Source organism: Caballeronia sp. LjRoot31, from assembly GCF_964253885.1.
GTDB lineage: Bacteria > Pseudomonadota > Gammaproteobacteria > Burkholderiales > Burkholderiaceae > Caballeronia.
Genome location: NZ_CAXURX020000001.1, coordinates 3,607,844 through 3,627,225, shown reverse-complemented (window position 1 = coordinate 3,627,225; position 19,382 = coordinate 3,607,844). Strand labels below are relative to the sequence as shown.

Here is a 19,382-nt window from a genome sequence, read left to right as displayed (position 1 = left end):
GTCCTGGCCTCTTTATTTCGCGAATTGCTGCGTGAAGCGCACGAGTTCATCGACTTTTTCGCGCGCTTGCCCGCTCGCGATCACCTCTTTCGCGAGGACCATGCCGGCCGCGATCGATTCGACCACGTTCGCTGCATATAGCGCCGTGCCCGCGTTCAGCGTCACGATTTCGCGCGCGACGCACGGCTTGTTATTCAGCGCGCCGAGCAGCATGGTTTTCGATTCCAGCGCGTCGGCCACTTTCAGCGTCCGGTTCGACACCATCTGCAGGCCGAAGTCCTCTGGATGAATCTCATACTCGCGCACTTCGCCGTTGTGCAGCTCGCCTACCACCGTAGCCGCACCCAGCGATACTTCGTCCATGCCGTCCTTGCCGTACACCACCAGCACGTGCTTGGCGCCTAGGCGCTGCATGACGCGAACCTGGATGCCGACAAGATCCTCATGGAACACGCCCATCAACTGATTGGGCGCGCCGGCCGGGTTGGTCAGCGGGCCGAGGATGTTGAAAATCGTCCGCACGCCGAGTTCACGACGCACCGGCGCGATGTTTTTCATGGCCGGATGATGGTTCGGCGCGAACATGAAACCCATGCCCGTTTCGGCAATGGATAACGCCACTTGTTCCGGCTTCAGGTCGATATTCACGCCCAGCGCTTCAAGCACGTCCGCGCTGCCCGATTTACTCGATACCCCGCGATTGCCGTGCTTCGCGACCTTCGCGCCGGCGGCCGCCGTGACAAACATGGTGGCCGTCGAAATGTTGAAGGTATGCGAGCCGTCGCCGCCGGTGCCCACGATATCGACTAGATTCTCGCTATCCGGCACGGTGACGTGATTCGCGAACTCGCGCATTACCGTGGCCGCTGCGGCGATCTCACCGATGGTCTCTTTCTTCACGCGCAAACCCGTGATGATCGCGGCGGACATCACCGGCGACATCTCGCCGCGCATGATCATGCGCATCAGGTGCAGCATTTCGTCGTGAAAAATCTCGCGATGCTCGATTGTCCGTTGCAACGCTTCCTGGGCCGTAATAGTCATGATCGGATCTCGGTTCACGCGCGAATGCCTTGCGCCGGGCTCTTGACGAAGTTTTCGAGCAGCGCGTGGCCGTGCTCGGAAAGAATCGATTCCGGGTGAAATTGCACGCCCTCGACCGCGAGTTCTTTATGACGCACGCCCATGATTTCGCCGTCAGGTGTCCACGCGGATATTTCCAGGCAATCCGGCAGCGATTCGCGTTCGATCGCGAGCGAGTGATAACGCGTCACGCTGAAATGTTTCGGCAGGTCGGAAAACACGCCACGGCAATCGGTTTCGATGGTGCTGACTTTGCCGTGCATGATGGTTTGCGCGCGCACCACGCGTCCGCCGAACGCCTCGCCAATGGCCTGATGGCCGAGGCAAACGCCAAGAATAGGGATCTTTCCGGAAAATTCGCGCAGCACGTTGAGCGTGATGCCCGCGTGTTGCGGATTGCTCGGCCCCGGCGAGAGGCAGATCCGCTCGGGATTGAGCTTCGCGATTTCATCGAGGGTAATTTCGTCGTTGCGGAAAGTCCGCACATCCTCGCCCAGTTCGCCGAAATACTGCACCAGGTTATAGGTGAACGAATCGTAGTTGTCGATCATTAATAGCACAATTTCCCCCTGCGTCTTTGCTGGTAAGGGTTTGAAGGCTTTCGGTTGTCGCCGTGTAGGGATTTTTACCCCATTTTTACCCCGTGTTGTTAGGGCGCGACGATTTCGCCCGTGCGGGCGCGTTGATACGTAGCGATCAGGGTCGCCAGCAATGAAGCAGGAGGGGGAATCGACAATCGAGATACATGCGCGAGATTCTACATCAGCCGGGCCGCCCGGGCACGGTCAGCGGGGCAGGCCGACCTTATGAGCACTCTGCGCTGTCTGCTGGGATGGCTTGTCGCCGCGACGCAAAATGTTTTTTGACAGGGTTCAGATTTGGCGTCTGCCGCCGATAAGCAAGGGCACCCAAAAATTATGGTAGCGCTTGTTTTCATCGGTTTACCACACATATAGAGCCATACGATTGCGGTTGCCCGTGCTCGGGAAGTGTGCCAAAATATACGTCTAATCAGACAGATAGCGTAAATTTATGACGACGGATAACGCAAAAGACGACGAAAGCTTGTATGCTAAAGCTGCAATCCGTGAGAAAGTGCTTGACGTCTGGGCGCGAGTGTTCAAGGCCAGCAACAAGGTCATTCAAGATGCAAAGAATTACGGATTTTTGGGCATGGATGTTGCTCCAGATCCAAATATTCACACCATGCTCGTCAGCTCTAAGTTTTTGGCAGAGATCGTGACGTTCTTGGTAGATCAAGCGGAACAGAGGGACGACACAGAATCAGTTCGTTTGCTATTGAATGCTAAGGAGCAACTTTTGAGGTTGGAAAGGCTCGCTAACGAACTGAAGGCCAACAACGAAGATGGCTTTAATGCTGTGTTAAGTGAGATAAACGCGCAGGCTGTGATTTAAAACTTGGGGAGAGAATCGTGAACATCGCAAATTTCAAGGGCCATATCTTGTCGGATGGTGAGTTCCTGGAATACTTGGACTACGCACTGGATGCGGTCAGTGAGTTCGAGGCGCAGGCGGACGCGTGCTGTGATGCGCTCAGAAAGCGCGCGGCTGCACTCGCGTCGTGAGAACGCTTGATCGCTAAAGTATCCGTTGGACATTGATAAAGCCACCTTTTAGGTGGCTTTTTTGTTAGCCGTAGGGCGCTGAGCAATTTGCTCGGCTACAACTGACTACCTACGTTCCAGCGATGCGCCGCCGGATGCCGCATGAAAAAAGCTATCGAAGTAGCTGACCTGACGCTAAAAATCCTGTCGTGCTTCGCCGTGATCGGCGCGGGCGCGTGGGCGGTCTGGATATTCGTCCTCGGCGGTTCAACGGGCTGGCAAGCCAACGTCACGATTGAAACCCAGGTCTTGCCGTATCACGACGACCTGCGGCTGCTAGTCGTGCATGTGAAGTCGAAGAACCCGCGCAACGTGACTTTCGAACTAGACAGCGCCGAGCACGATTCTTATTGGCTGCACGTTCGAAAGCTTGCGGGCGACGCCAAGGCCGGGGCGGCGTTCGGCGAAGACGAAGGCGAGGCCATCAAGGATATCGACTTGCTGAAAGCTATCGGCGGCGACTACGTGTTCATCCCGAACGCGGAAATGGACGACATGCAGACTATCGTCGTGCCCGTAGGCACCACGATTTCACTGAACGCCGAGATGCGACAGAACAACGGCACGCTCGACAAGCGGGGCAAGCCGGATTTCGATTTCGAGTCGGGGTCTACAGTCGTTCATATCGGGCCGTAGACAGCTTTGCAATCAATTGCACTACAGTGGGTCAGACGACAGGGCACGCGCCCGTACCTCCCGTATGCGTACGATAGTTTCGCGCCCGTCAAAGATTGTTGTCGTTTCGGTGATCGCAATTTGTCGGGTGCCGCGCTAGGATAAGCCGTTCTTCGCACAAAACCTCTCAGGGATCATTGCGGCCCCGCCCGTCAAACGGCGGGTTTTTTTCGGGGCGGCAAACGCAAAAAAGCCCGCAATCGCGGGCCGGGCGTCCTGTCGCATAGCTATCTAGACAGTGAAGTCCATCGACTATAGCTTTGCCTATACTGTCAAGACAAGCTATACCGATACTGTTAAGATAAACTATACCGCTAGCTACCGGGAGTTCCTGAGAGTTACCGGGACAGGTGGTTTAAAGCCGTGAATAGATAGATGAAGCTAAGGCCCATGTAAGCACCGGCCATCGCTATGTCCAACAGCGTTTTACTCATTTGTTGCTCCTGACGGGGTTATGAATGAGACGAAGGGGAAGCCGCCAGTTCCCGGCACAGGTTCAAGACGGTTTTCCCTTCACCTCTACAGACAGCGCGGACTTCCGCGCTGTTTTCTTTTGAGCGATCACCTGCTCAGACGCAATCATAAAGCTTTTTTTGCACGACTACGGGGCCGGAAAAACAAAAAGGCATTTGTTTTCAGCGTCAAAACTAGCAATAGCGCATTAATAGTTAGCCTCTCCTAACTTCTTAGCAACATGTCGTGGAAAGCTATACCAAAATGCCCCGCGCTATGCCGAACGAACTCGTTTATTGCCTAGTAGGGTATGCGACAAAGCGCCGAGTAACAACTGGCCAATCAGGATAAGACCTATGGTGCTGACCATCACGGCCTTCATTTTTCCGCGTTTTTCGGCGGCATTGACGCCCCGGCAGCGTCTTCGCGAACGCCATGCCTAGCAAGGGCAAATAGACTTTCCAGAGCGAGACGACCGGCAAGCCGAACTTCCGGCGCAGCAGTTCTATGTTGTGCAGTGCCCGGGCGGAATAGACACTTTGCCCGTCTCTTTTCAGCGGCAGATTTGATGTTATGCGCGACGATCAGCAACGCGACGCGGGGTCAACCGCCGCCGATCACAAGCAAGCGCGCCAGCCCGAGCGGCGGCGTCTTGTCTTTCACGTACCGCACGAGTTCAGCGCCGCCGTCTAGACGGGCTTCATGGAATTCCCCGTCGCGGATATCGTTCACTGACATTGACATCAGCGCAAACCCCGCGCTGTCGCCGAAAATAAACTTATAGCTTGCCGCGATCAACGCCACGTCGGTTTCCGGGTTATCGGCGCTGACCAGCCCCCATTCCTGCAAGAGGGAATCATGCATACCGAACAGATATCCACGGGCCTCGCGGCTAGTCATAAACGCGGGGAAGGCTTCCCGGGGCGTCGCGTACTTCGGCCACAGCTGTAAAGCAACTAGCCCGGCAATAGCCGCATGAAACTTTTCGGTTATGTCCTGTTCCTTTTGCTTCTTGCCCCATCCGAACATAAGCCCCCCGGTTTTCAGGAAAGCATACACGCTAGACAAGTCGTTGATAGCCGTCGCGCGCTATCATCGGACGCAAACCTCAAAATGATATAGAAGGCACGCCATGAGCAACGTGACGTTCGACCCGCACGGCGAACATCGAATGGCTGGACATTTTTTCAGGCAGTCAGCGGATGACTATGCGGCGGCTCGGTGCTGTCTGCTGAACGGCTTGTTCCCCGGCTTCGTCATGGCTGAACAAGCCGTTGAAAAGCTTATCAAGGGTTTTATTATCACCAAGGACGCGTCGTTCAAGCCCAAGCCGAGGCAAGGACATGACCTGGCTTGGCTTTGCACAAAGCTACAGGAACTGTACCCGCACATTTCTATTGCACCATACGAGCGCATCATAAAACTGCTTCAAGCTTGCTATGACGGGCGTTATCCCGATTCCGGCAATGATCGGTTTGGACTCACTACTGCCGAATTAAAGAACATCGACGATCTGTATATGTATCTCGCCGACCTAGTACCGATTGAGGGTGAGATGAAAATGCGAATCGGCGTGTTTTCACATTTGTATTCTGCCTATTTGAATCTCTCGAATATACCTGACGGTAAATGGATGTTGCACGGAAACGAAGCCGCGCTTCGGCTCTTGACCGGGCGGCCCATACCGGAGATTATTTTGCGCTGGCGTGACGCAACACTAAAGAACTTAGTTAAAGAACAGCAAGGCTGATGCGCAAGGCATCATATCCATCTTAATTCAGCGTCGTCTACCTGATCGCACGTCATGGGTGCCGGTGTATCTTCAACGCCAGAAAATTGCAATTGATTGCAATCGACAACCGGGGCGGGGACAGCGACAGGGGTGGGCAGGACCTCGAACGGCGTCAACGTCAGCATTGCACTACTCCATTAGAAAAATAATTTGCGGCGGCACGAACGCGCGAACCGCATTAAATCAGCGCAAATAACTCCATTTAAGCCCGACTCAATTTTGATAATTGTTCAAACCCCCGAATCAGGTTTTGTGAACGATAGCGGTTAGCGGAAAGCTTTGCTAAGCTTTAAATATTCTAGCGTGGAGATAATCCTATCATGGGTAGCATTAGCGAACGAAATACGACGGCGACGATGGTTTTGCCGAAAAGCCTTAAAGCCCGGGCGATTGAAGTGTCGAATAAAACCGGCGCTCCTATATCGGCAATCATGCGCAAGGCGCTTGAAAACCATCTGACCATGCTAGAGAAACAAGCTGAACCGAAAAAGGAGGCCGCATAAACAAAAGCGCGACCCGGTGCAAACGGAATCGCGCTAAAACAGGTAGTCCCGACAAAGAAACTGACCTTAAGCAATGATTATCTCATTGTGACGGGTCATTGACAAACTATTTATTGACCTATAACGAATAATCATGTCAGCACTTCCGAATTTCAAAACTGAGTTGCAAGCGTTGCAATCAATTGCAGCGAATGACGGTTCAATGTCGGCCCATGCGGGACAAGCGTCACAGGCAACCGCCGTACTGAAAACCCCGCGTAAACAGATTCAAATCGTTCCCGTGCTTGATCCCGCCATCGGCGTTGCCGCTATTCGTGACCGGTATCAGAAAGATGAATGCGACAAGGACGCGACATTCGCGCGGTGGCTCGCGCAACTCGTTTTTCGGTATCAGGCTAAACCGGACGGCACGCCCCGGCTTAAATCGTTTCGCGACGGTCATCACTGGTGGCAGCACACATTGCAAGACTGGGCGGACGAATGCGATTGCACAGTCAAACAAGTGCGCGGTTATCTGGCCCGAGCGGAGGCGAAGGGCTTAATCGAAAAACATCAGTGGCGCGCATTCGACGGAAAGTATCGGGGGAAGACGGTTATGCATGTCAGGTTATTGTGTGCCGGGAGCGCGGCGGCATTGAACGGCTGGCCTGACTTCCGCCAAATAAGAATGATTCGTGAGTGCCCTAATGTCACTTGCTTAAGCAGTGCCCTTAAGGGCACTTATAAAGACTCAAAAGAAGAAGCTTTAAAAGAAGAAGGTAAACCCCCGGGAGACAAAAGCAACCCTGAAAGCAAAAGCAAACCCGTGGACGCTTCGCTTACCACGACTCACGCTTCCCCTGAAACTGCCTCAGGCAAAAGCTGTGTGCTGAGTCAAAAGCCGAACCAAGACAAAAGCAAAACCGAGTCAAACCCATCCCCCGGTTCCGCGACCCCCCCTTTAAATCCCGCGCCGAAGAAAGCGAGGACTAGCAGCTATGTTGACGACTGTTACCGGGCCATGCGCGAGCACCATCCCGATTCATTCATGCCGTTCAAGAAAGCGCAGCGGGCCAACCTGTCGTCCCTCGCCGTGCGCCTACACAAGTCAGGACGCCTGCAAGCCCGGGGAACGGACGAGCATGCCTTCCTGCAATGGGTTTTCGGCATAGGGTGGTTTAAGTGCGCGCTTGAGTTTGAGGATTACTGGAGTCTTGAGAATCATGAACGCGTACCCGTCAAGATGTGGCCTGACGTGCAAGCACTGTTCGGCGCGGCGGGGGAGGCTAATCTCAAGATGGCGGTTAACCTATTTCTTAACGACCTTGAACAGCAACAGCACGCCTGACCCCGGAGCCGACATGGAGAACCTGAAGAACCTGACGAACACAATGATTTGCTGGAAACCCGGCGGCGACGTCAAGCTGATGGCCCACCCTTGCCGCCCGCGCGGCGCGTCCCGGGGCTGGCGCGCTGTCGGCGCGTGTGATTCCGAATATCACGAAGCCACGCCCGAACAGCGCAAGACCATGATTTTCATTGAGGCCGTGCATTTGATCGTCCGCGACGGTTGCGACCCGCAGACCGTGCACGCCGCGCTGTGCGGACTTGAGGAGTACCGCGACGGTCTTAGCTATGACATGCCGCGCCCGCAACAGGATCGTCAGACCGCTAGCACAGACCGGGACGGGCGCGACTAACCACAAGGGTCAACGAAGCCGCCACAGGGCCGCTAAAGCCATTCGCAGAACTAACGAGGCATCAATGAAAACCGACCTAGCCGGACAAATCGCCCGCCGTGAAATCGTGCCGCCGGTCGTGACCACGGCGACCGTCCTAAGCGCGTTTTGGCGTGAGCGCATGAGCGCATTGTTTCCCGGCGAAACAGTGCTAATCGACACGAAAGCGATGGGTCAGTTTTCCCAGATCATTGCGAAAATCGGCGAGGACAAATCGTTGTCCGCCGTTGCGTTCGCGTTGAGCAATTGGGCGGCGTTTAGGTACGCGGTGAATTTGCAGTTAGAGGGGACCGCTATTTGCCCGAAAGTGCCGCAAATAGGGGTTATTTTGCGTCACCGCGCGATCCTGATAAGCATGATGGACGCTTGCAATTGATTGCATTGCAACGCCCTTTGACAGACGGGCAAATGGAGTTAACCAAATAGTCCAAATAGCCCTTCCTCGTTAGAAAGTGTTCGTGTCAAATGATCTAACAGACAAGCACGAGGACAGCACGAAAATGGACAACAGTTTGCCGCCGCGTAACGCGGGCCGCCGATGGTTCCCGCCTGTGATCTTTGACATCATTTGCGAACGCGTAGCAAGCGGGCAGGACTTGCTAGCCATCTGTTCGGACCCGTCGATGCCTTCGCGCACAACGTTCTATGCCGAGGTCACCGAGAACCCGTTGATTAGCGCCAAGTACGCCGCCGCAGTGCGTACCGCTGTTGAACGTCGCGCAGCAAAAACAACCGTTTAAGGGGCCGTCGTGAAGAACCTGAAACCCGGCCGTTATCCGATGACTTTCGCGGAAGAGCAAGACGCGGACGCGGCGGCACAGACACGCGCGGCGCAGCAAGTCGCGGCGATCTTCAATTGCGTTAGCGCCGTTAGGAACTTGGATGATCTTCGCGGGCACGTTGCCGCCGGAATCTTGGACGACCCAGTGCTGACGAAACTCGTGCTCGCCTCCGTTGACGGCGCTATCGCCGGGGTCCGCAAGACGGTCGGCACTGTCGCCGAAGCATATCAACGCGGCGACGCCGCAAACACATAAGGAGATTGCGATGTATGAATTGTCCGCCCCCCCGTATAACCCGTATGCCGTTAACGACACGCGGTCTTTGAGCCCTGAACAACGTCGCCGCGAGCAACTGCGCGCTAGCGCGTTGCGCGAGGGAAAGCTTGTCGAAGTCGTGACCGTTTGTCCCGAAACAGGTCGCAAGACCCGTGAATATGTCGGCGCAAAATCGGCGTGGATGGATCAGTACAAGTCGCCGGGGCGTTTAATGATTCGGATCAACAAAGACCCGGCCCCGTCACCTTTCAGAATGGCTAACGGAGGGCGCTCGAAATGACAACCCTTGCGGATCTCAAACGCGGCATCGCGAACGTCGAGGCGGAAATCGCTTGGAACGCCGATAAGGAATACCGCGATCAAGCCGAACGTCAGGAATTCAAGGCCATTCAATATCACGCGGATTCCGTGTTGCGCGAGTTCGGCAAGACGGCGGCAAAGCATATCGAACCGAGAGGCACCGAGTCCGCGCATGCCTATCGCATTCGTGTCGCGCAGACGCTTGCGGGCGAAACCAAGAAGTATCGGCATACCGAAATCAGCCCGACTATCGACCCGGCGTCACTGGCCGAGGTAGAGGCCCAGATTTACGCGGACGCGTTCAAGCAATCGCGGCACCCGCTTGACCTCGCGCCCGGACAACTCCGTGAAATCGTGAAGGTTGACGACGCCGGGCGCAAGTACAGCGAATTTGTCGCAGGCGAAGGCCCGGGCGCGTTCCGCGCGCTGTATGCGGGTTGTATTTACCCCGCGCAAGTCGGCAACTTGTTTGTCGATGGCAAAGAAACGCTTATCCCTAACATGGGTTGAGACAGTCATGGCACGAAAGCAAATCATTGAAGTCCGCCTTTTCGGCGACGGTTTGGCGGAAGCCGTGGGCCGGGGCGATATCACGAAAGCCGACGCCGATCAGATTGAAGCCGACTCCCGCGCTGAGTTGAGCCGGGCTGTCGCCGCGTTGTCGCATCTTGCCGTGCATCGCTATGTGTTTCAGGTCGGCGGCAAGTGGGACGACCTGTAGGCGGGCGGGCGTTATGGCGACGAAGACATGCGCGACATGCGGACAGGCGAAAGACCTTACGGAATTTCGTAAAGCGCCGACCTGTCGCGACGGGTTGACGGGTTCGTGCAAGGCATGTCTGAACGCGCGGTATCGCGCGTGGTATCGCGAGAACGCCGATAAGAAAACCTCGGCGGCCTCGGCGTCGTATGAGGCCCGCAAGGACGTTATCAACGCGCGTAGACGTGCGCAGCGGGCAAGCAATCTAACGAAACAATAGGAACACCGAAATGACACAACAAATCGTAGCTTTTCCGGTCGCAGGCTTGCAGGAAGCATCGGGCGGGTCCGCCCTTTTGTTCACGGGCGCGGGCACGTTGACGAGCCTTTCCTGTGCGTCGGGAGCGTTCCAATTGTTCGACAGTGCGGGACCGCCCGTTGGCAAGGTGCCGTTGATTTCTGTGGGATCGCCCAACGGCTATAGCGGCACGCCGGGCCTCTCGTTCACGAATGGCCTGTGGCTTAACGCGACGGGTAAAAACAGCAATATTCAAGTCGGCATCGACTAACACGAGGGGGCGGCATGAGTGACGATAACGAAATGCGTTGGGGCAAACGTAAACGCCCGGGTCAGCAAGCCCGTGCTCGTGTCGTCAGCCCGCCCCGCCGCCCCGAGTTGACGTTGGAACAGCGGCAAGCCGCTGCGCGTGCGCAATGGAACGTCGAGCTAATCCTAGAAAATTACCGCGCGGAACGGGAGGGCAACAGCAAATGAACACTTACCCCGAATTGGCCGCAGAAACCGTGCAAATGATTCAATGGATGGACGCATTGATGGCGGACGACGAATGATTTAACCGTGTTTTATGCCCTTAAACGTGCGTTTGCGTTTTATGAGGGCGGGGCGAGGGGCGGCGGGAAAAATACGGGTCGGGCCGATACGGTAGGCGGTAGAGGAACCGAGGGAACGCAGGACAAAGCGGCGACACAAGCCGTATCAGCGGATAAAGACCTGACAACGATAGCGCGTGAGATTGGATAGCCGGACGTAGGTTTGAACCAATCTTAGTAGGATGAGTGACATGGCTGTAACGATCAAAGGTAGTAGCGAAGACATAGGGGCATTCGCCGATCAGCAGGCAGGCGTGTCTATGCGCGCGTGCGCTGACGAAAAAGATTTTCCGGCGGGCGCGGCGGGCGCGCGTGCGGGGAAGAAGCCATACAAGAGGAAGCGTCCGAAGAAGTATGACCGCACCATTGCCGACGCCGTGTTCACCGCGCTTGCCAAGGGTAAGACACTAGCGCAAGTGTGTGCGTCTAATCCGGCGTTCCCTTGCCCGTCCACGATTGCGAACTGGGTCGCCGAAGACGCGGACTTAAAGGCCCGTTATGAAACAGCCTATGGGTTCCATCTTGCCGCGTTAGAGGATCAGATTATCGACCTCCCCGACGCGATTCAGGTAGGCGACTACACGGGCACGCTCCCGGACGGCACGAAGGTCAAGATCAAAACGAGCGACAAGATCGGCAAAGTAAAGCTACAGATGGCTGGTCGCCTAGCGCGCCTCCGCGCACGTCAGAACGCTTACGGCAAGGTCGGCGCGGGCGACGGCGACGGCGTGTTCCGCGTTATCAACAGCCCCGACTTAGACGACCCGGCGAACGCATGAAATAGCGCGGGGCACGCGCTCATTGATACTTCTGCGATTTTTACCCCGGTCTTTACCCCGGCGATATGCGGAGGGCCTTAGCCGGTAAGGCTGAGCGGGCGGCGTGCCGGTTATCACGGATAACTAGGATTTAACGAAATGATTGCAATTGATTGCAATAGGACTACTGAGCGATTTGTCAAATGCCCGATATCAAGCTGATCCCGTTGCACGCAGGGCAGAAGGAAATCTACAGGAATCGCGGGCCGCGTACAGTGATCCGGTGCGGGCGTCGCTACGGCAAGACCACGGCGTTTGAACAATGGGCGTCGAACTGGGCAATGCACAGCAAGCGCGTAGGGGTCTTCATGCCTAGTCATAGGCTGTGGATGCCTAGCTATCAACGTATCTTGAAAGCGCTACAGCCCGCCGTCGAAAGCGCTAGCAAGACGCAGGCGGTCATTGAATTGAAGACAGGCGGGGGCATTGAATTCTGGACCCTCAGCGACCCCGACGCCGGGCGTAGCCGGTTCTATGACGAGGTAATCATTGACGAGGCCAGCCTAGTGCCGGGCCTACGCGATATCTTTGAACAGTCCATCGCGCCTACCCTGTTAGACAGGAACGGTAACGCGACGATGGGCGGCACGCCCAAGGGCATCGACGACGATAGTTTCTTTTATCAGGCGTGCACGAACAAGACGGCTAGCGAGGCCGCCCCGGAGCTTTGGCGCGAGTTCTACGCGCCTACGTCAGCGAACCCCATGCTTGACGCCGCCGCTGTCGCGCGCTTGAAATCAACTAATGCCCCGCTCGTCTGGTCACAAGAATACGACGCGCAATTTGTGTCGTGGGCGGGCCAAGCCTTTTTCAGTATCGACAACCTGACTGTTGACGGGCGGGGCGTGCCGTTTCCCGCGCATTGCGATTACGTGTTCGCCACCATCGATAGCGCTATGAAAGACGGGTCACAGAACGACGGAACCGCCGTCGTCTATTGGGCACGTTCAACGGTTGCCGGGTTGCCCCTTGTCCTCCTCGACTGGGAAGTGATTCAGATCAACAGCGATCTATTGACGACGTGGCTCCCCGGCGTCTTCGCACAGCTTGAACACTTTGCCGCGTTGTGCCGTGCGCGCGCCGGTAGCGCCGGGGCGTTCATCGAAGACAAGGCCAGCGGTATCACCTTGAATCAATTCGCGCAGCGCACGGGCTTACCCGCGCAACCCATCGAGGGCGAAATCACGGCGGCGGGCAAGGACGGGCGCGCGATCTTAGCCAGCGGCCCTGTGTACCGGCATGAGGTCAAGATCAGCGCCCCGGCGTTCGATAAGGTCACGACTTACAAGGGCACGACGCGCAATCACTTGATTTCGCAGGTTTGCGGGTACGTGATCGGCGACAAGGACGCGGCGAAGAGAGCAGATGACCTCGCCGATTGTTTCACTTACGGCGTGATCACCGCACTAGGCGGACCCGATGGTTTCTAGCGTGCAACGCCCGCCGGGGTTAAATCCGGGGTTAAACGCACTGTTGTTTCCCGCCGTGCCTTGCCGCATAAGGCGATGCCGTGCAAATGCCGTTAATTACAGGTAACTAGGATCGGTTTTTAAGTGTTTTACCGTAGTTCCACAACTGTTAGGAGTTTTAATCATCATGGCAATCAGTCAACGTGACAAAGACGACGTCAACGAACGCGGTGCGTTCAAGGACATTCAAGTCAAGAAGGAAAAAGACATGCGCCCGCCTGAACAACGGCAGCACAACTTGTACAGGGACAACCCCGACGAACCGAGCGACCCGCGTTCGATTTTCAGGAACAACCGCTGAATCCAGGGGGCGGCTAGCCCGCCTCTTTCGAGGAATAGACATGCAACACACAATCGAATCCATCGCGCTCCTAGCCCGTTTGCAAAGCACGGGGCGCACGCCGGGCAAACGCAACGGCGCGGTTGTCACCGTAGGGCAGTCGTCGATATATGCGCAGGTCGATCACGCTACGAAAGCGATAACTTGGTACGTCAACGGCGCGCACAGGGACGCCGAATGGGTTCAGCGCGTCGTCTTAGGCCCGGCTACCGAATTGCCGCCCGCGCCGCCGCCCAACCCGTTCAAAGCCGTCTTTGACGCCGAAGGCAATTGCATTGCCATGCTTCCGTTGCCGTAACCGCAGGGAGCAATGCCATGAGCACGAAACGTAGTCGTAACCGGCATGGGCAAGCCGTAGCACCCGCGCGTGTAGTCGAGGACGCAGCCGTCACGATTGCAATTGATTGCAATCCGGCGGCGGGCGTGACCGTGATCGGACGCCGCTTGTGCGCGCGTTGCGGCGTCTGGAAAAAGGCATGTGAATTCAGCCGGGGCACGAAGAAAGAACAGTGCCGGGCGTGTTCGCATGCACGACAGCGCGAATGGAATTCCTTCGGGCTGGGCGAATCCACGAACGCTGTCAAAACCTTCCTGTCGGTTCCGTTCGAAGAAAAGGAGGCGGCGCGACTTGCCGGGGCGGTATGGCACCCCCGGCTGAAGCGCTGGTACGTGCGACACGGGCAAAGCCTTGACGCCTTCGCGCGCTGGTTGCCGCCGCCCGTCGCGTCGAATATCCCCGCCGTCGCCGCCCCCGCGAGTTTTGACGGTATGCGGAGCGCGGCTACAGCCTATCTAGTCGTGCCGACAGCGGTCCCGTATCAGCCACCGCCCCGGGGGAGGCGTCGCTAATGAAACCGAAGCTTCGCGGCGTGTTCGTTGTTGACCCGGCTTTTGACGTGCCCGTCCTAGTCTTGCCGTATCGACAGCCGCGTGACGCCGGTTGGACGCGTCAGACCTTCGCAAGCGGCGTGTTGAAACCGAAGCCTATGCACAGGATCAGGCAGCACGGGCCGCTTCGCGTAACCGGACCCGTCAGCAAGCGCGACCGCGTAGAAGCGCGCTGGCGTGACGTTATCAGCACGGGACAATGACAGGCATGCACACGACCGAATCCCTCAGAAACGCCGCACTGTCGAACGCTGACGCTGATCTCCCCGGCGTCGTCTTACAGGTCGCTGATAGGCTTTTGTGGGCCTTTCCCGCTGACGGACAAGTTCATTGGTTCTTGGACGGGCGTGCCGTAAGTGAAGGCGAGGCCGAGGCGTTTCTAGGCGGTAATGACGTTGACCCGCGTCGCTATGTGGACGTAGGGGGTAGTTATGCCTGATAACCGGCATACCGCCCGCAGCGCCTTATCCAGCGGGCCTCTGTGCGTTGTCGCGGGGTAAAGCGCGGGGTAAAAAGCGCTGTTATTGCGCGCCCGCCGCCCAATCGCGTGTTTTATGCGGCTATCACTTTATCGCGCGTAGGTGTTGCCCGCGCGGTTTTTTCCCGGGCGCAGCGGGTTCTTTCGGTATCGACGCTATGCGTGCGTTGACGATAGCCCGGGCCTTCGCCCGTGTGTTGCCGTCGCCTTGTGTTTTGTTGCGCGCCGCCGCTATTTTTCGGGCTTGCGCGCGTGCGGCGTCGATCCGGCGGGAGCGTTCAAAGGGGCTTTCGATCAACAGGGCTTCAATCGTTGCTTTGTGCCAGAACGGACGCCGCCCGTCTACGTCGTCAGGGCGCGGTATCTCGTGCGCGCGAATCCGGGCGCGGATCGCCGATTCCGACCGGTCGAACACGGTCATCAAGTCAGCGATGAACACGCGTTCCGGTAGCTTGTAGGCGAAGGGTTTCGCCTGTTCCGGCGTCCGCATGAACTTATAGTCCGCGCCGAACTCTTTGACGATCTTCGTTGTTACCGTGTCCGCGCGGGAAAGCTGTCCCGGCGCACGTGTTTTGATTTTGACTGCCATTCCCCGCCCCGTGTCGATTGCAATTGATTGCAACCGCACGGTATCAGCGACGCCCCGCAGTGACCGTGGGCGGGCGCACACACGCGTCATTGCACGGGTTGAAAGGCCTGACGTGTGCGGTAAGTGAATCCTGGGCCACCATTCTCGCAGTCATTAAGTACCAAAGCCTTTACGTCAGTCTCGCTCATACCGTCAAACCTTCGGTCAAAATAGACTACGTTGACGGCGTTTTTGATATATGCGGGGCTTGCCCAAAAAGGGCGGGACTTTTCCCATTGAAACTTGTATGCGTCTTCCTCATTTCTATCCGCTTCCTGTGGGGATTCCCCCCAACGGTTCTTCGCGTTCGCAGCTTGTCCGTACACAACAGATTCTTTTAAACACTTGAGGCTGGGGTATCCGCCGTCTTCGCCGTCGTCTTGCTGTGCGTGTGCCGTACAGGTTAAAGCAAGCCCGAGAAGGAGGCCGAGTGCTGTTTTTGTCATTTTCTGCTCCGATCAAATGCTACACATGTCTCACGTAATGACCGTAACAGCAGCAAGCCCAGTCGTAAGCCGGACGTCGCACACACCGCCGCCGTTGCAATCGATTGCAGCAACGAAGGTAGGGCTTACAATCATGCAATTCATTGAGGTTCGCTATGCAAGATAAAATCCACTATATGGAAGAGCTTCGGGCTGAATTGTCGCAAGCTTTAGGCGAAGCAATATGGGCTTTCGCAATGATCGAAAAGAAGACCTACGATTACATGCGCGTGCTGTCGAGCGAACCCCTGCACGAACTTATGAGCGGTCAGTCGTTTAGGGCGCGCGCCGCACTGATCCGCAAGCTTATTGACCGCTTGCAAGGGCAGGACGAAAACAAGGCTTATGCACTGAAATACCTAGAAAAGGGGATTGCTCTTGCGCATCAGAGAAACACGATTGCCCATAACCCCTGGCAAATCTGGATCGACTTTGAAACCAGCACGTTCAAAACGGAAATTCACAAGTCGATCGGCGATCCGAAAGCCATCGATTTAGAAGCCATCCGTGCGTTCACGAATGCGGCGCGGGAAGCCGCGTCCGGATTCGAAGACGCTTTGGTTCACCTTAAATACCCCTGTTAGTGCTAACAGGGCGCACGCCCGCTAATCAGCGGGGCAGCGCACGAAGCCGATTGCAATTGATTGCAGCGTTTTAGACGGCGACCGTCAGATAGGCTTTAACCGTAGACGTGCGCCAGTACGGGCGCGGGTCATAACCATCGGGCGGCGGCACCATGCCTTTCTTGCGACGCTGATAAAACGCGGCTTGCGACAGACCGCCGAGCAACGCCTGAAAGTGCGCGTTACGAATCAAACCCGGTTCGTCCAGGGTAATCAGCGGGGCCTTGGGTTGCGTGTTCTTATAAATACGTTTCGGCTTGTCGGCCGACTTATCCGCTGGTTTTGATTCGACTACAGCCAGGACAACGGGGTTTACTACAGGCGTTTTATTAACGAAGGTAATAGGCATAAAAATTCCATGACGATGCCCTCCGTGGCTTGGTTATAAGAAAGCGGCCCGCAAGGCTGTCACGCATGCGGGCGTTGACTGCATGATTAACGTCGCTGCTTGCGCACCATGTCGAAAATATCAACTGGCGTGAGGTCGTAACCTTCGCCCGAAATCACGCGGTCATTCTTCGGATCGATCAGCACAAATCCGCCTTGATTACCGTGACTGAGTTCTGTCCGGGATTTCTTGGCGATCCAGCCTACGGATTTCGCGGCGCGGCGCGCATTGTCTTCAATAGATTTTTGCGCACGGGCGTTAGGACTTGTCATTTTGAATCTCCTTTCGGTTTAACAAAGAACGCCGGACGCGTAACCCGGCGGTTAGCATTAACTCTATTCTAAACGCTATTAACCGTTACTGGTTATTTGGTTTGCCGAAATAATGCACGTTGTCCGGCGGTTCGGGTTCTTCGTCCTTATACATTCCCGGGTGCCTTGCGTTGAAGCGGGCATTTAACGACCTACGCATATTACGGAACGTCGCGTACTCGTTTCGAGTCACAATCCGAAGCGGGCCGAGAAGACAGTAATAGGGGTTATCCTTTGGCACACGTTCCTGTAGATATTCGATTACGCCCTCAAGCGTTTCATAGTATTCAAAGCTACAACCGGACCAGTTATAGATATTAAATCCCCCTTCGCGGGCGCGGCGCAATTTGTGATGCAATAGGTCCGCCGTGCCTTTCACAAGAGGCAGCAGTTTATCGTCGGTCGTACGCCGCTCAATCCTTACGCCCCGAATCATTATGTCGTCAAGCGAGCCCCTAAAGTCCATTACCAACTCCATTCCTTCAAATGGCGGACGTGCGAACGCCGCCGGGTATTAAATAACCGGCGTCACAAGACACACTCAAGGGAATTGAGCGCCGGAGGGCAAGGCAATGCCTAGGCGGCTTGCCTGATTACCGTAGGACTTTAGAAGTCCGGCCCTCCGTGGCGCATACGGGTACTACTGAACAGCGAGAATTTGGCTTACCTGTGCTTCTACAACAAGAACCGATAGGCTACATCGGCCCCCCAAGTAAACGCAAGTAAACGTTTCAAGCCGAATCAAGCCGTTGCGGGTTCGCCACTGTCAGTCTTAATGTCTAACTTAAGAGCTTCGACGTAATCGGACCAGCTTTGCATTAGCACGACGCGTTCAGTCAAATACCGGGCTTTGTTATAAGCTTTTTTCACCGCGTTCTTTTCCGTGTGCGCTAATTGCACTTCAATGACTTCCGGCTTGAATCCCTGTTCGTGCAACAGCGTTGACGCCGTACCCCTGAAGCCGTGCGCGCTGAATCCGATAGATGCACTTCCGTTGAATCCCATGCCCTCAAGCGCACGATTAACTGTCGTCGCCGACATACATTCAGCGGGGCGGCGCGTATTGCGGAATAACCAGTCGCGTCCGGTTTTAACCGTACCCGTGATGGCCTTCAATTCAGTCAACAAAGCTACTGCCTGATCGGACAGCGGGACTATGTGGTCCCCGACATTTTTCTTTTTCATGCGTACCGCCGGTACGGTCCATTGACGCGCGTCGAAGTCGAATTCTTTCCATTCGGCTTGACGCAATTCGCCCGTGCGCACAAAGAACAGTGCCAACAGTTCAATTGCGATTTTCGTTACGCGGTTCCCGCCGTAACCGGGGAGGGCTGTTAACAGTTTCCGGAATTCGGCGGGGCTGAGCGCCAAATTGTTTTTGACCGGGGCGCGCTTGATAACGTCCGAGGCTTTTAAATCGCTGACGGGATTACGATCCGCGCGCCCATCTAAAATCGCATAGCGGAATACCGCCGAGCACCATTGACGCAAAAGGATGGCGATTGTCGGCGAGCCTTTCTTGCGTTCTTCGCCTGTGCGGATTTTCCCTTCGGAAACGCCTTTCAGCATGCGCACGACATCGGGGACGGTAATCGCGCGTATCGGCATAGCGCCGAGGTCGCCGTTGATCGCGTAGCGGGTCAGGAAGGTTTCGACCTGTTGCAAATACCAGGGCGACCATGTTTTGCGGTTCGCGTCGATCCATTCGGCGGCAATCGGGCCGAAAGAATTAGCCTGTTCTTTCTTCACGGCGGCAATCGTTTCTTTATTGACCTCGCCCGGGTGCTGACCGGCTTCGACGTGCTTAGCGGCGGCGGCGCGGGCCTTGCGCGCGTCGATAATCGAAACGTCGGGGTAGCGGCCTAATTGAAGCGTGTGGTCTTTGCCGTCGAGCCGGTAGGCCCATGCCCAGCGCTTTGACCCGGCGACGCTGACAAGGACGTACAGCCGGTCGCGGTCATACAGCTTGAACGGCTTGTCGCCGGGCTTCGCGGCGTTCAGAACAGCGGCGGTAAGACCTTTTTGTGCGGGCATGGGGGTTCTCCGTTGAATGCTAGTTATAAGGCCAGCATAGCGGAGAATTTACCCCAATTTTACCCCAAGACTAAAAACGCAACGAAACGCCGAAAACCGACATTGACGTTAAGTCATTGATA

30 protein-coding genes and 1 pseudogene are annotated in these 19,382 nt (G+C 56.1%); 21 read left to right on the top strand and 10 right to left on the bottom strand.

The annotated features are described in order from the left end of the window. Positions 1 to 12 precede the first annotated feature (12 nt). Together trpD and ACSQ8V_RS16095 are read right to left on the bottom strand one after the other, a co-directional pair. On the bottom strand, positions 13 to 1,044 hold the full coding sequence (gene trpD / locus ACSQ8V_RS16100) for an anthranilate phosphoribosyltransferase (RefSeq protein WP_436206335.1): 1,032 nt from the start codon (positions 1,042 to 1,044) through the stop codon (positions 13 to 15). A gap of 14 nt (positions 1,045 to 1,058) precedes the next feature. Next, a complete protein-coding gene (locus tag ACSQ8V_RS16095) occupies positions 1,059 to 1,643 on the bottom strand; it encodes an aminodeoxychorismate/anthranilate synthase component II (protein ID WP_213768493.1) in 585 nt (194 codons plus the stop codon). A gap of 472 nt (positions 1,644 to 2,115) precedes the next feature. Between ACSQ8V_RS16095 and ACSQ8V_RS16090 the strand changes: the two genes are divergently transcribed. From ACSQ8V_RS16090 to ACSQ8V_RS16080, 3 genes are all read left to right on the top strand, one after another. Further along, the gene (locus ACSQ8V_RS16090) at positions 2,116 to 2,499 is read left to right on the top strand and encodes a hypothetical protein (protein ID WP_436206334.1); all 384 of its coding nucleotides are present in this window, start codon (positions 2,116 to 2,118) and stop codon (positions 2,497 to 2,499) included. Between the two features lie 17 nt (positions 2,500 to 2,516). Next, positions 2,517 to 2,669 carry a hypothetical protein gene (locus ACSQ8V_RS16085; RefSeq protein WP_436206333.1) on the top strand — a complete coding sequence of 51 codons (153 nt, stop codon included), beginning with the start codon at positions 2,517 to 2,519 and terminating at the stop codon, positions 2,667 to 2,669. Between the two features lie 141 nt (positions 2,670 to 2,810). Next, on the top strand, positions 2,811 to 3,344 hold the full coding sequence (locus ACSQ8V_RS16080) for a hypothetical protein (protein ID WP_436206332.1): 534 nt from the start codon (positions 2,811 to 2,813) through the stop codon (positions 3,342 to 3,344). 793 nt (positions 3,345 to 4,137) lie between these two features. Here the strand turns inward: ACSQ8V_RS16080 and ACSQ8V_RS16075 are convergent. Continuing rightward, positions 4,138 to 4,354: pseudogene (locus ACSQ8V_RS16075) on the bottom strand (MFS transporter); the annotation flags it as partial. 85 nt (positions 4,355 to 4,439) lie between these two features. Further along, complete coding sequence (locus tag ACSQ8V_RS16070) at positions 4,440 to 4,895, bottom strand: hypothetical protein (RefSeq protein ID WP_436206331.1); 456 nt, start codon at positions 4,893 to 4,895, stop codon at positions 4,440 to 4,442. 73 nt (positions 4,896 to 4,968) lie between these two features. Here ACSQ8V_RS16070 and ACSQ8V_RS16065 point away from each other — a divergent pair, with 73 nt between their 5' ends. The 17 genes from ACSQ8V_RS16065 to ACSQ8V_RS15985 all read left to right on the top strand — a co-directional run bounded on the left by ACSQ8V_RS16065 (position 4,969) and on the right by ACSQ8V_RS15985 (position 14,274). After that, on the top strand, positions 4,969 to 5,586 hold the full coding sequence (locus ACSQ8V_RS16065; protein WP_436206330.1) for a HEPN domain-containing protein: 618 nt from the start codon (positions 4,969 to 4,971) through the stop codon (positions 5,584 to 5,586). 362 nt (positions 5,587 to 5,948) lie between these two features. Then, positions 5,949 to 6,131 carry a hypothetical protein gene (locus ACSQ8V_RS16060; RefSeq protein ID WP_436206329.1) on the top strand — a complete coding sequence of 61 codons (183 nt, stop codon included), beginning with the start codon at positions 5,949 to 5,951 and terminating at the stop codon, positions 6,129 to 6,131. Between the two features lie 133 nt (positions 6,132 to 6,264). Next, positions 6,265 to 7,458, top strand: coding sequence for a hypothetical protein (locus tag ACSQ8V_RS16055; protein WP_436206328.1), 1,194 nt, complete (start codon positions 6,265 to 6,267; stop codon positions 7,456 to 7,458). 13 nt (positions 7,459 to 7,471) lie between these two features. Beyond that, complete coding sequence (locus tag ACSQ8V_RS16050; protein WP_436206327.1) at positions 7,472 to 7,810, top strand: hypothetical protein; 339 nt, start codon at positions 7,472 to 7,474, stop codon at positions 7,808 to 7,810. 64 nt (positions 7,811 to 7,874) lie between these two features. Then, positions 7,875 to 8,225, top strand: a complete 351-nt coding sequence (locus tag ACSQ8V_RS16045) for a hypothetical protein (protein ID WP_436206326.1) — start codon at positions 7,875 to 7,877, stop codon at positions 8,223 to 8,225. Positions 8,226 to 8,349: 124 nt separating this feature from the next. Then, positions 8,350 to 8,589, top strand: coding sequence for a hypothetical protein (locus tag ACSQ8V_RS16040; RefSeq protein WP_436206325.1), 240 nt, complete (start codon positions 8,350 to 8,352; stop codon positions 8,587 to 8,589). A gap of 9 nt (positions 8,590 to 8,598) precedes the next feature. Then, a complete protein-coding gene (locus ACSQ8V_RS16035; protein WP_436206324.1) occupies positions 8,599 to 8,886 on the top strand; it encodes a hypothetical protein in 288 nt (95 codons plus the stop codon). Between the two features lie 10 nt (positions 8,887 to 8,896). Continuing rightward, positions 8,897 to 9,187, top strand: a complete 291-nt coding sequence (locus ACSQ8V_RS16030; protein WP_436206323.1) for a hypothetical protein — start codon at positions 8,897 to 8,899, stop codon at positions 9,185 to 9,187. Beyond that, positions 9,184 to 9,717, top strand: a complete 534-nt coding sequence (locus tag ACSQ8V_RS16025; protein ID WP_436206322.1) for a hypothetical protein — start codon at positions 9,184 to 9,186, stop codon at positions 9,715 to 9,717. The genes ACSQ8V_RS16030 and ACSQ8V_RS16025 overlap by 4 nt, the downstream gene beginning before the upstream one ends. A gap of 7 nt (positions 9,718 to 9,724) precedes the next feature. Continuing rightward, complete coding sequence (locus tag ACSQ8V_RS16020) at positions 9,725 to 9,928, top strand: hypothetical protein (protein ID WP_436206321.1); 204 nt, start codon at positions 9,725 to 9,727, stop codon at positions 9,926 to 9,928. A 269-nt stretch (positions 9,929 to 10,197) separates the two neighbouring features. Continuing rightward, entirely contained in the window at positions 10,198 to 10,476 is a 279-nt protein-coding gene (locus ACSQ8V_RS16015; protein WP_436206320.1) for a hypothetical protein, read from the top strand. A 14-nt stretch (positions 10,477 to 10,490) separates the two neighbouring features. Then, positions 10,491 to 10,682 (top strand): hypothetical protein, encoded by a 192-nt coding sequence (locus tag ACSQ8V_RS16010; RefSeq protein ID WP_436206319.1) that lies wholly within the window; start codon positions 10,491 to 10,493, stop codon positions 10,680 to 10,682. Positions 10,683 to 10,989: 307 nt separating this feature from the next. Beyond that, entirely contained in the window at positions 10,990 to 11,577 is a 588-nt protein-coding gene (locus ACSQ8V_RS16005; RefSeq protein ID WP_436206318.1) for a hypothetical protein, read from the top strand. A 182-nt stretch (positions 11,578 to 11,759) separates the two neighbouring features. Further along, positions 11,760 to 13,046, top strand: coding sequence for a hypothetical protein (locus ACSQ8V_RS16000; RefSeq protein ID WP_436206317.1), 1,287 nt, complete (start codon positions 11,760 to 11,762; stop codon positions 13,044 to 13,046). Between the two features lie 166 nt (positions 13,047 to 13,212). Next, positions 13,213 to 13,386: a hypothetical protein gene (locus ACSQ8V_RS15995; RefSeq protein WP_436206316.1), complete on the top strand. Its 174-nt coding sequence runs from the start codon at positions 13,213 to 13,215 to the stop codon at positions 13,384 to 13,386. A gap of 40 nt (positions 13,387 to 13,426) precedes the next feature. Beyond that, positions 13,427 to 13,723: a hypothetical protein gene (locus ACSQ8V_RS15990; RefSeq protein WP_436206315.1), complete on the top strand. Its 297-nt coding sequence runs from the start codon at positions 13,427 to 13,429 to the stop codon at positions 13,721 to 13,723. A 17-nt stretch (positions 13,724 to 13,740) separates the two neighbouring features. After that, the gene (locus ACSQ8V_RS15985; protein WP_436206314.1) at positions 13,741 to 14,274 is read left to right on the top strand and encodes a DUF5710 domain-containing protein; all 534 of its coding nucleotides are present in this window, start codon (positions 13,741 to 13,743) and stop codon (positions 14,272 to 14,274) included. A gap of 602 nt (positions 14,275 to 14,876) precedes the next feature. Here the strand turns inward: ACSQ8V_RS15985 and ACSQ8V_RS15980 are convergent. Then, positions 14,877 to 15,380, bottom strand: a complete 504-nt coding sequence (locus tag ACSQ8V_RS15980; protein WP_436206313.1) for a hypothetical protein — start codon at positions 15,378 to 15,380, stop codon at positions 14,877 to 14,879. Positions 15,381 to 15,466: 86 nt separating this feature from the next. Further along, entirely contained in the window at positions 15,467 to 15,865 is a 399-nt protein-coding gene (locus tag ACSQ8V_RS15975; protein WP_436206312.1) for a hypothetical protein, read from the bottom strand. Between the two features lie 155 nt (positions 15,866 to 16,020). On the opposite strand from ACSQ8V_RS15975, the gene ACSQ8V_RS15970 reads away from it, so the two are divergent. After that, the gene (locus ACSQ8V_RS15970) at positions 16,021 to 16,488 is read left to right on the top strand and encodes a hypothetical protein (RefSeq protein ID WP_436206311.1); all 468 of its coding nucleotides are present in this window, start codon (positions 16,021 to 16,023) and stop codon (positions 16,486 to 16,488) included. A 70-nt stretch (positions 16,489 to 16,558) separates the two neighbouring features. Here ACSQ8V_RS15970 and ACSQ8V_RS15965 read toward each other — a convergent pair whose 3' ends face one another. The 4 genes from ACSQ8V_RS15965 to ACSQ8V_RS15950 all read right to left on the bottom strand — a co-directional run bounded on the left by ACSQ8V_RS15965 (position 16,559) and on the right by ACSQ8V_RS15950 (position 19,260). Then, positions 16,559 to 16,876, bottom strand: a complete 318-nt coding sequence (locus ACSQ8V_RS15965; protein ID WP_436206310.1) for a hypothetical protein — start codon at positions 16,874 to 16,876, stop codon at positions 16,559 to 16,561. 86 nt (positions 16,877 to 16,962) lie between these two features. Continuing rightward, positions 16,963 to 17,187 carry a hypothetical protein gene (locus tag ACSQ8V_RS15960; RefSeq protein WP_436206309.1) on the bottom strand — a complete coding sequence of 75 codons (225 nt, stop codon included), beginning with the start codon at positions 17,185 to 17,187 and terminating at the stop codon, positions 16,963 to 16,965. A gap of 85 nt (positions 17,188 to 17,272) precedes the next feature. Further along, complete coding sequence (locus ACSQ8V_RS15955; protein ID WP_436206308.1) at positions 17,273 to 17,692, bottom strand: hypothetical protein; 420 nt, start codon at positions 17,690 to 17,692, stop codon at positions 17,273 to 17,275. Between the two features lie 275 nt (positions 17,693 to 17,967). Beyond that, the gene (locus ACSQ8V_RS15950) at positions 17,968 to 19,260 is read right to left on the bottom strand and encodes a tyrosine-type recombinase/integrase (protein WP_436206307.1); all 1,293 of its coding nucleotides are present in this window, start codon (positions 19,258 to 19,260) and stop codon (positions 17,968 to 17,970) included. Positions 19,261 to 19,382: the final 122 nt, after the last annotated feature.

Coding starts and splice junctions, on each gene's coding strand:
- trpD (WP_436206335.1), bottom strand. CDS start 1,044: ATGACTATTACGGCCCAGGAAGCGTTGCAACGGACAATCGAGCATCGC.
- ACSQ8V_RS16090 (WP_436206334.1), top strand. CDS start 2,116: ATGACGACGGATAACGCAAAAGACGACGAAAGCTTGTATGCTAAAGCT.
- ACSQ8V_RS16080 (WP_436206332.1), top strand. CDS start 2,811: ATGAAAAAAGCTATCGAAGTAGCTGACCTGACGCTAAAAATCCTGTCG.
- ACSQ8V_RS16065 (WP_436206330.1), top strand. CDS start 4,969: ATGAGCAACGTGACGTTCGACCCGCACGGCGAACATCGAATGGCTGGA.
- ACSQ8V_RS16060 (WP_436206329.1), top strand. CDS start 5,949: ATGGGTAGCATTAGCGAACGAAATACGACGGCGACGATGGTTTTGCCG.
- ACSQ8V_RS16055 (WP_436206328.1), top strand. CDS start 6,265: ATGTCAGCACTTCCGAATTTCAAAACTGAGTTGCAAGCGTTGCAATCA.
- ACSQ8V_RS16050 (WP_436206327.1), top strand. CDS start 7,472: ATGGAGAACCTGAAGAACCTGACGAACACAATGATTTGCTGGAAACCC.
- ACSQ8V_RS16045 (WP_436206326.1), top strand. CDS start 7,875: ATGAAAACCGACCTAGCCGGACAAATCGCCCGCCGTGAAATCGTGCCG.
- ACSQ8V_RS16040 (WP_436206325.1), top strand. CDS start 8,350: ATGGACAACAGTTTGCCGCCGCGTAACGCGGGCCGCCGATGGTTCCCG.
- ACSQ8V_RS16030 (WP_436206323.1), top strand. CDS start 8,897: ATGTATGAATTGTCCGCCCCCCCGTATAACCCGTATGCCGTTAACGAC.
- ACSQ8V_RS16025 (WP_436206322.1), top strand. CDS start 9,184: ATGACAACCCTTGCGGATCTCAAACGCGGCATCGCGAACGTCGAGGCG.
- ACSQ8V_RS16020 (WP_436206321.1), top strand. CDS start 9,725: ATGGCACGAAAGCAAATCATTGAAGTCCGCCTTTTCGGCGACGGTTTG.
- ACSQ8V_RS16015 (WP_436206320.1), top strand. CDS start 10,198: ATGACACAACAAATCGTAGCTTTTCCGGTCGCAGGCTTGCAGGAAGCA.
- ACSQ8V_RS16010 (WP_436206319.1), top strand. CDS start 10,491: ATGAGTGACGATAACGAAATGCGTTGGGGCAAACGTAAACGCCCGGGT.
- ACSQ8V_RS16005 (WP_436206318.1), top strand. CDS start 10,990: ATGGCTGTAACGATCAAAGGTAGTAGCGAAGACATAGGGGCATTCGCC.
- ACSQ8V_RS16000 (WP_436206317.1), top strand. CDS start 11,760: ATGCCCGATATCAAGCTGATCCCGTTGCACGCAGGGCAGAAGGAAATC.
- ACSQ8V_RS15995 (WP_436206316.1), top strand. CDS start 13,213: ATGGCAATCAGTCAACGTGACAAAGACGACGTCAACGAACGCGGTGCG.
- ACSQ8V_RS15990 (WP_436206315.1), top strand. CDS start 13,427: ATGCAACACACAATCGAATCCATCGCGCTCCTAGCCCGTTTGCAAAGC.
- ACSQ8V_RS15985 (WP_436206314.1), top strand. CDS start 13,741: ATGAGCACGAAACGTAGTCGTAACCGGCATGGGCAAGCCGTAGCACCC.
- ACSQ8V_RS15980 (WP_436206313.1), bottom strand. CDS start 15,380: ATGGCAGTCAAAATCAAAACACGTGCGCCGGGACAGCTTTCCCGCGCG.
- ACSQ8V_RS15975 (WP_436206312.1), bottom strand. CDS start 15,865: ATGACAAAAACAGCACTCGGCCTCCTTCTCGGGCTTGCTTTAACCTGT.
- ACSQ8V_RS15970 (WP_436206311.1), top strand. CDS start 16,021: ATGCAAGATAAAATCCACTATATGGAAGAGCTTCGGGCTGAATTGTCG.
- ACSQ8V_RS15965 (WP_436206310.1), bottom strand. CDS start 16,876: ATGCCTATTACCTTCGTTAATAAAACGCCTGTAGTAAACCCCGTTGTC.
- ACSQ8V_RS15960 (WP_436206309.1), bottom strand. CDS start 17,187: ATGACAAGTCCTAACGCCCGTGCGCAAAAATCTATTGAAGACAATGCG.
- ACSQ8V_RS15955 (WP_436206308.1), bottom strand. CDS start 17,692: ATGGACTTTAGGGGCTCGCTTGACGACATAATGATTCGGGGCGTAAGG.
- ACSQ8V_RS15950 (WP_436206307.1), bottom strand. CDS start 19,260: ATGCCCGCACAAAAAGGTCTTACCGCCGCTGTTCTGAACGCCGCGAAG.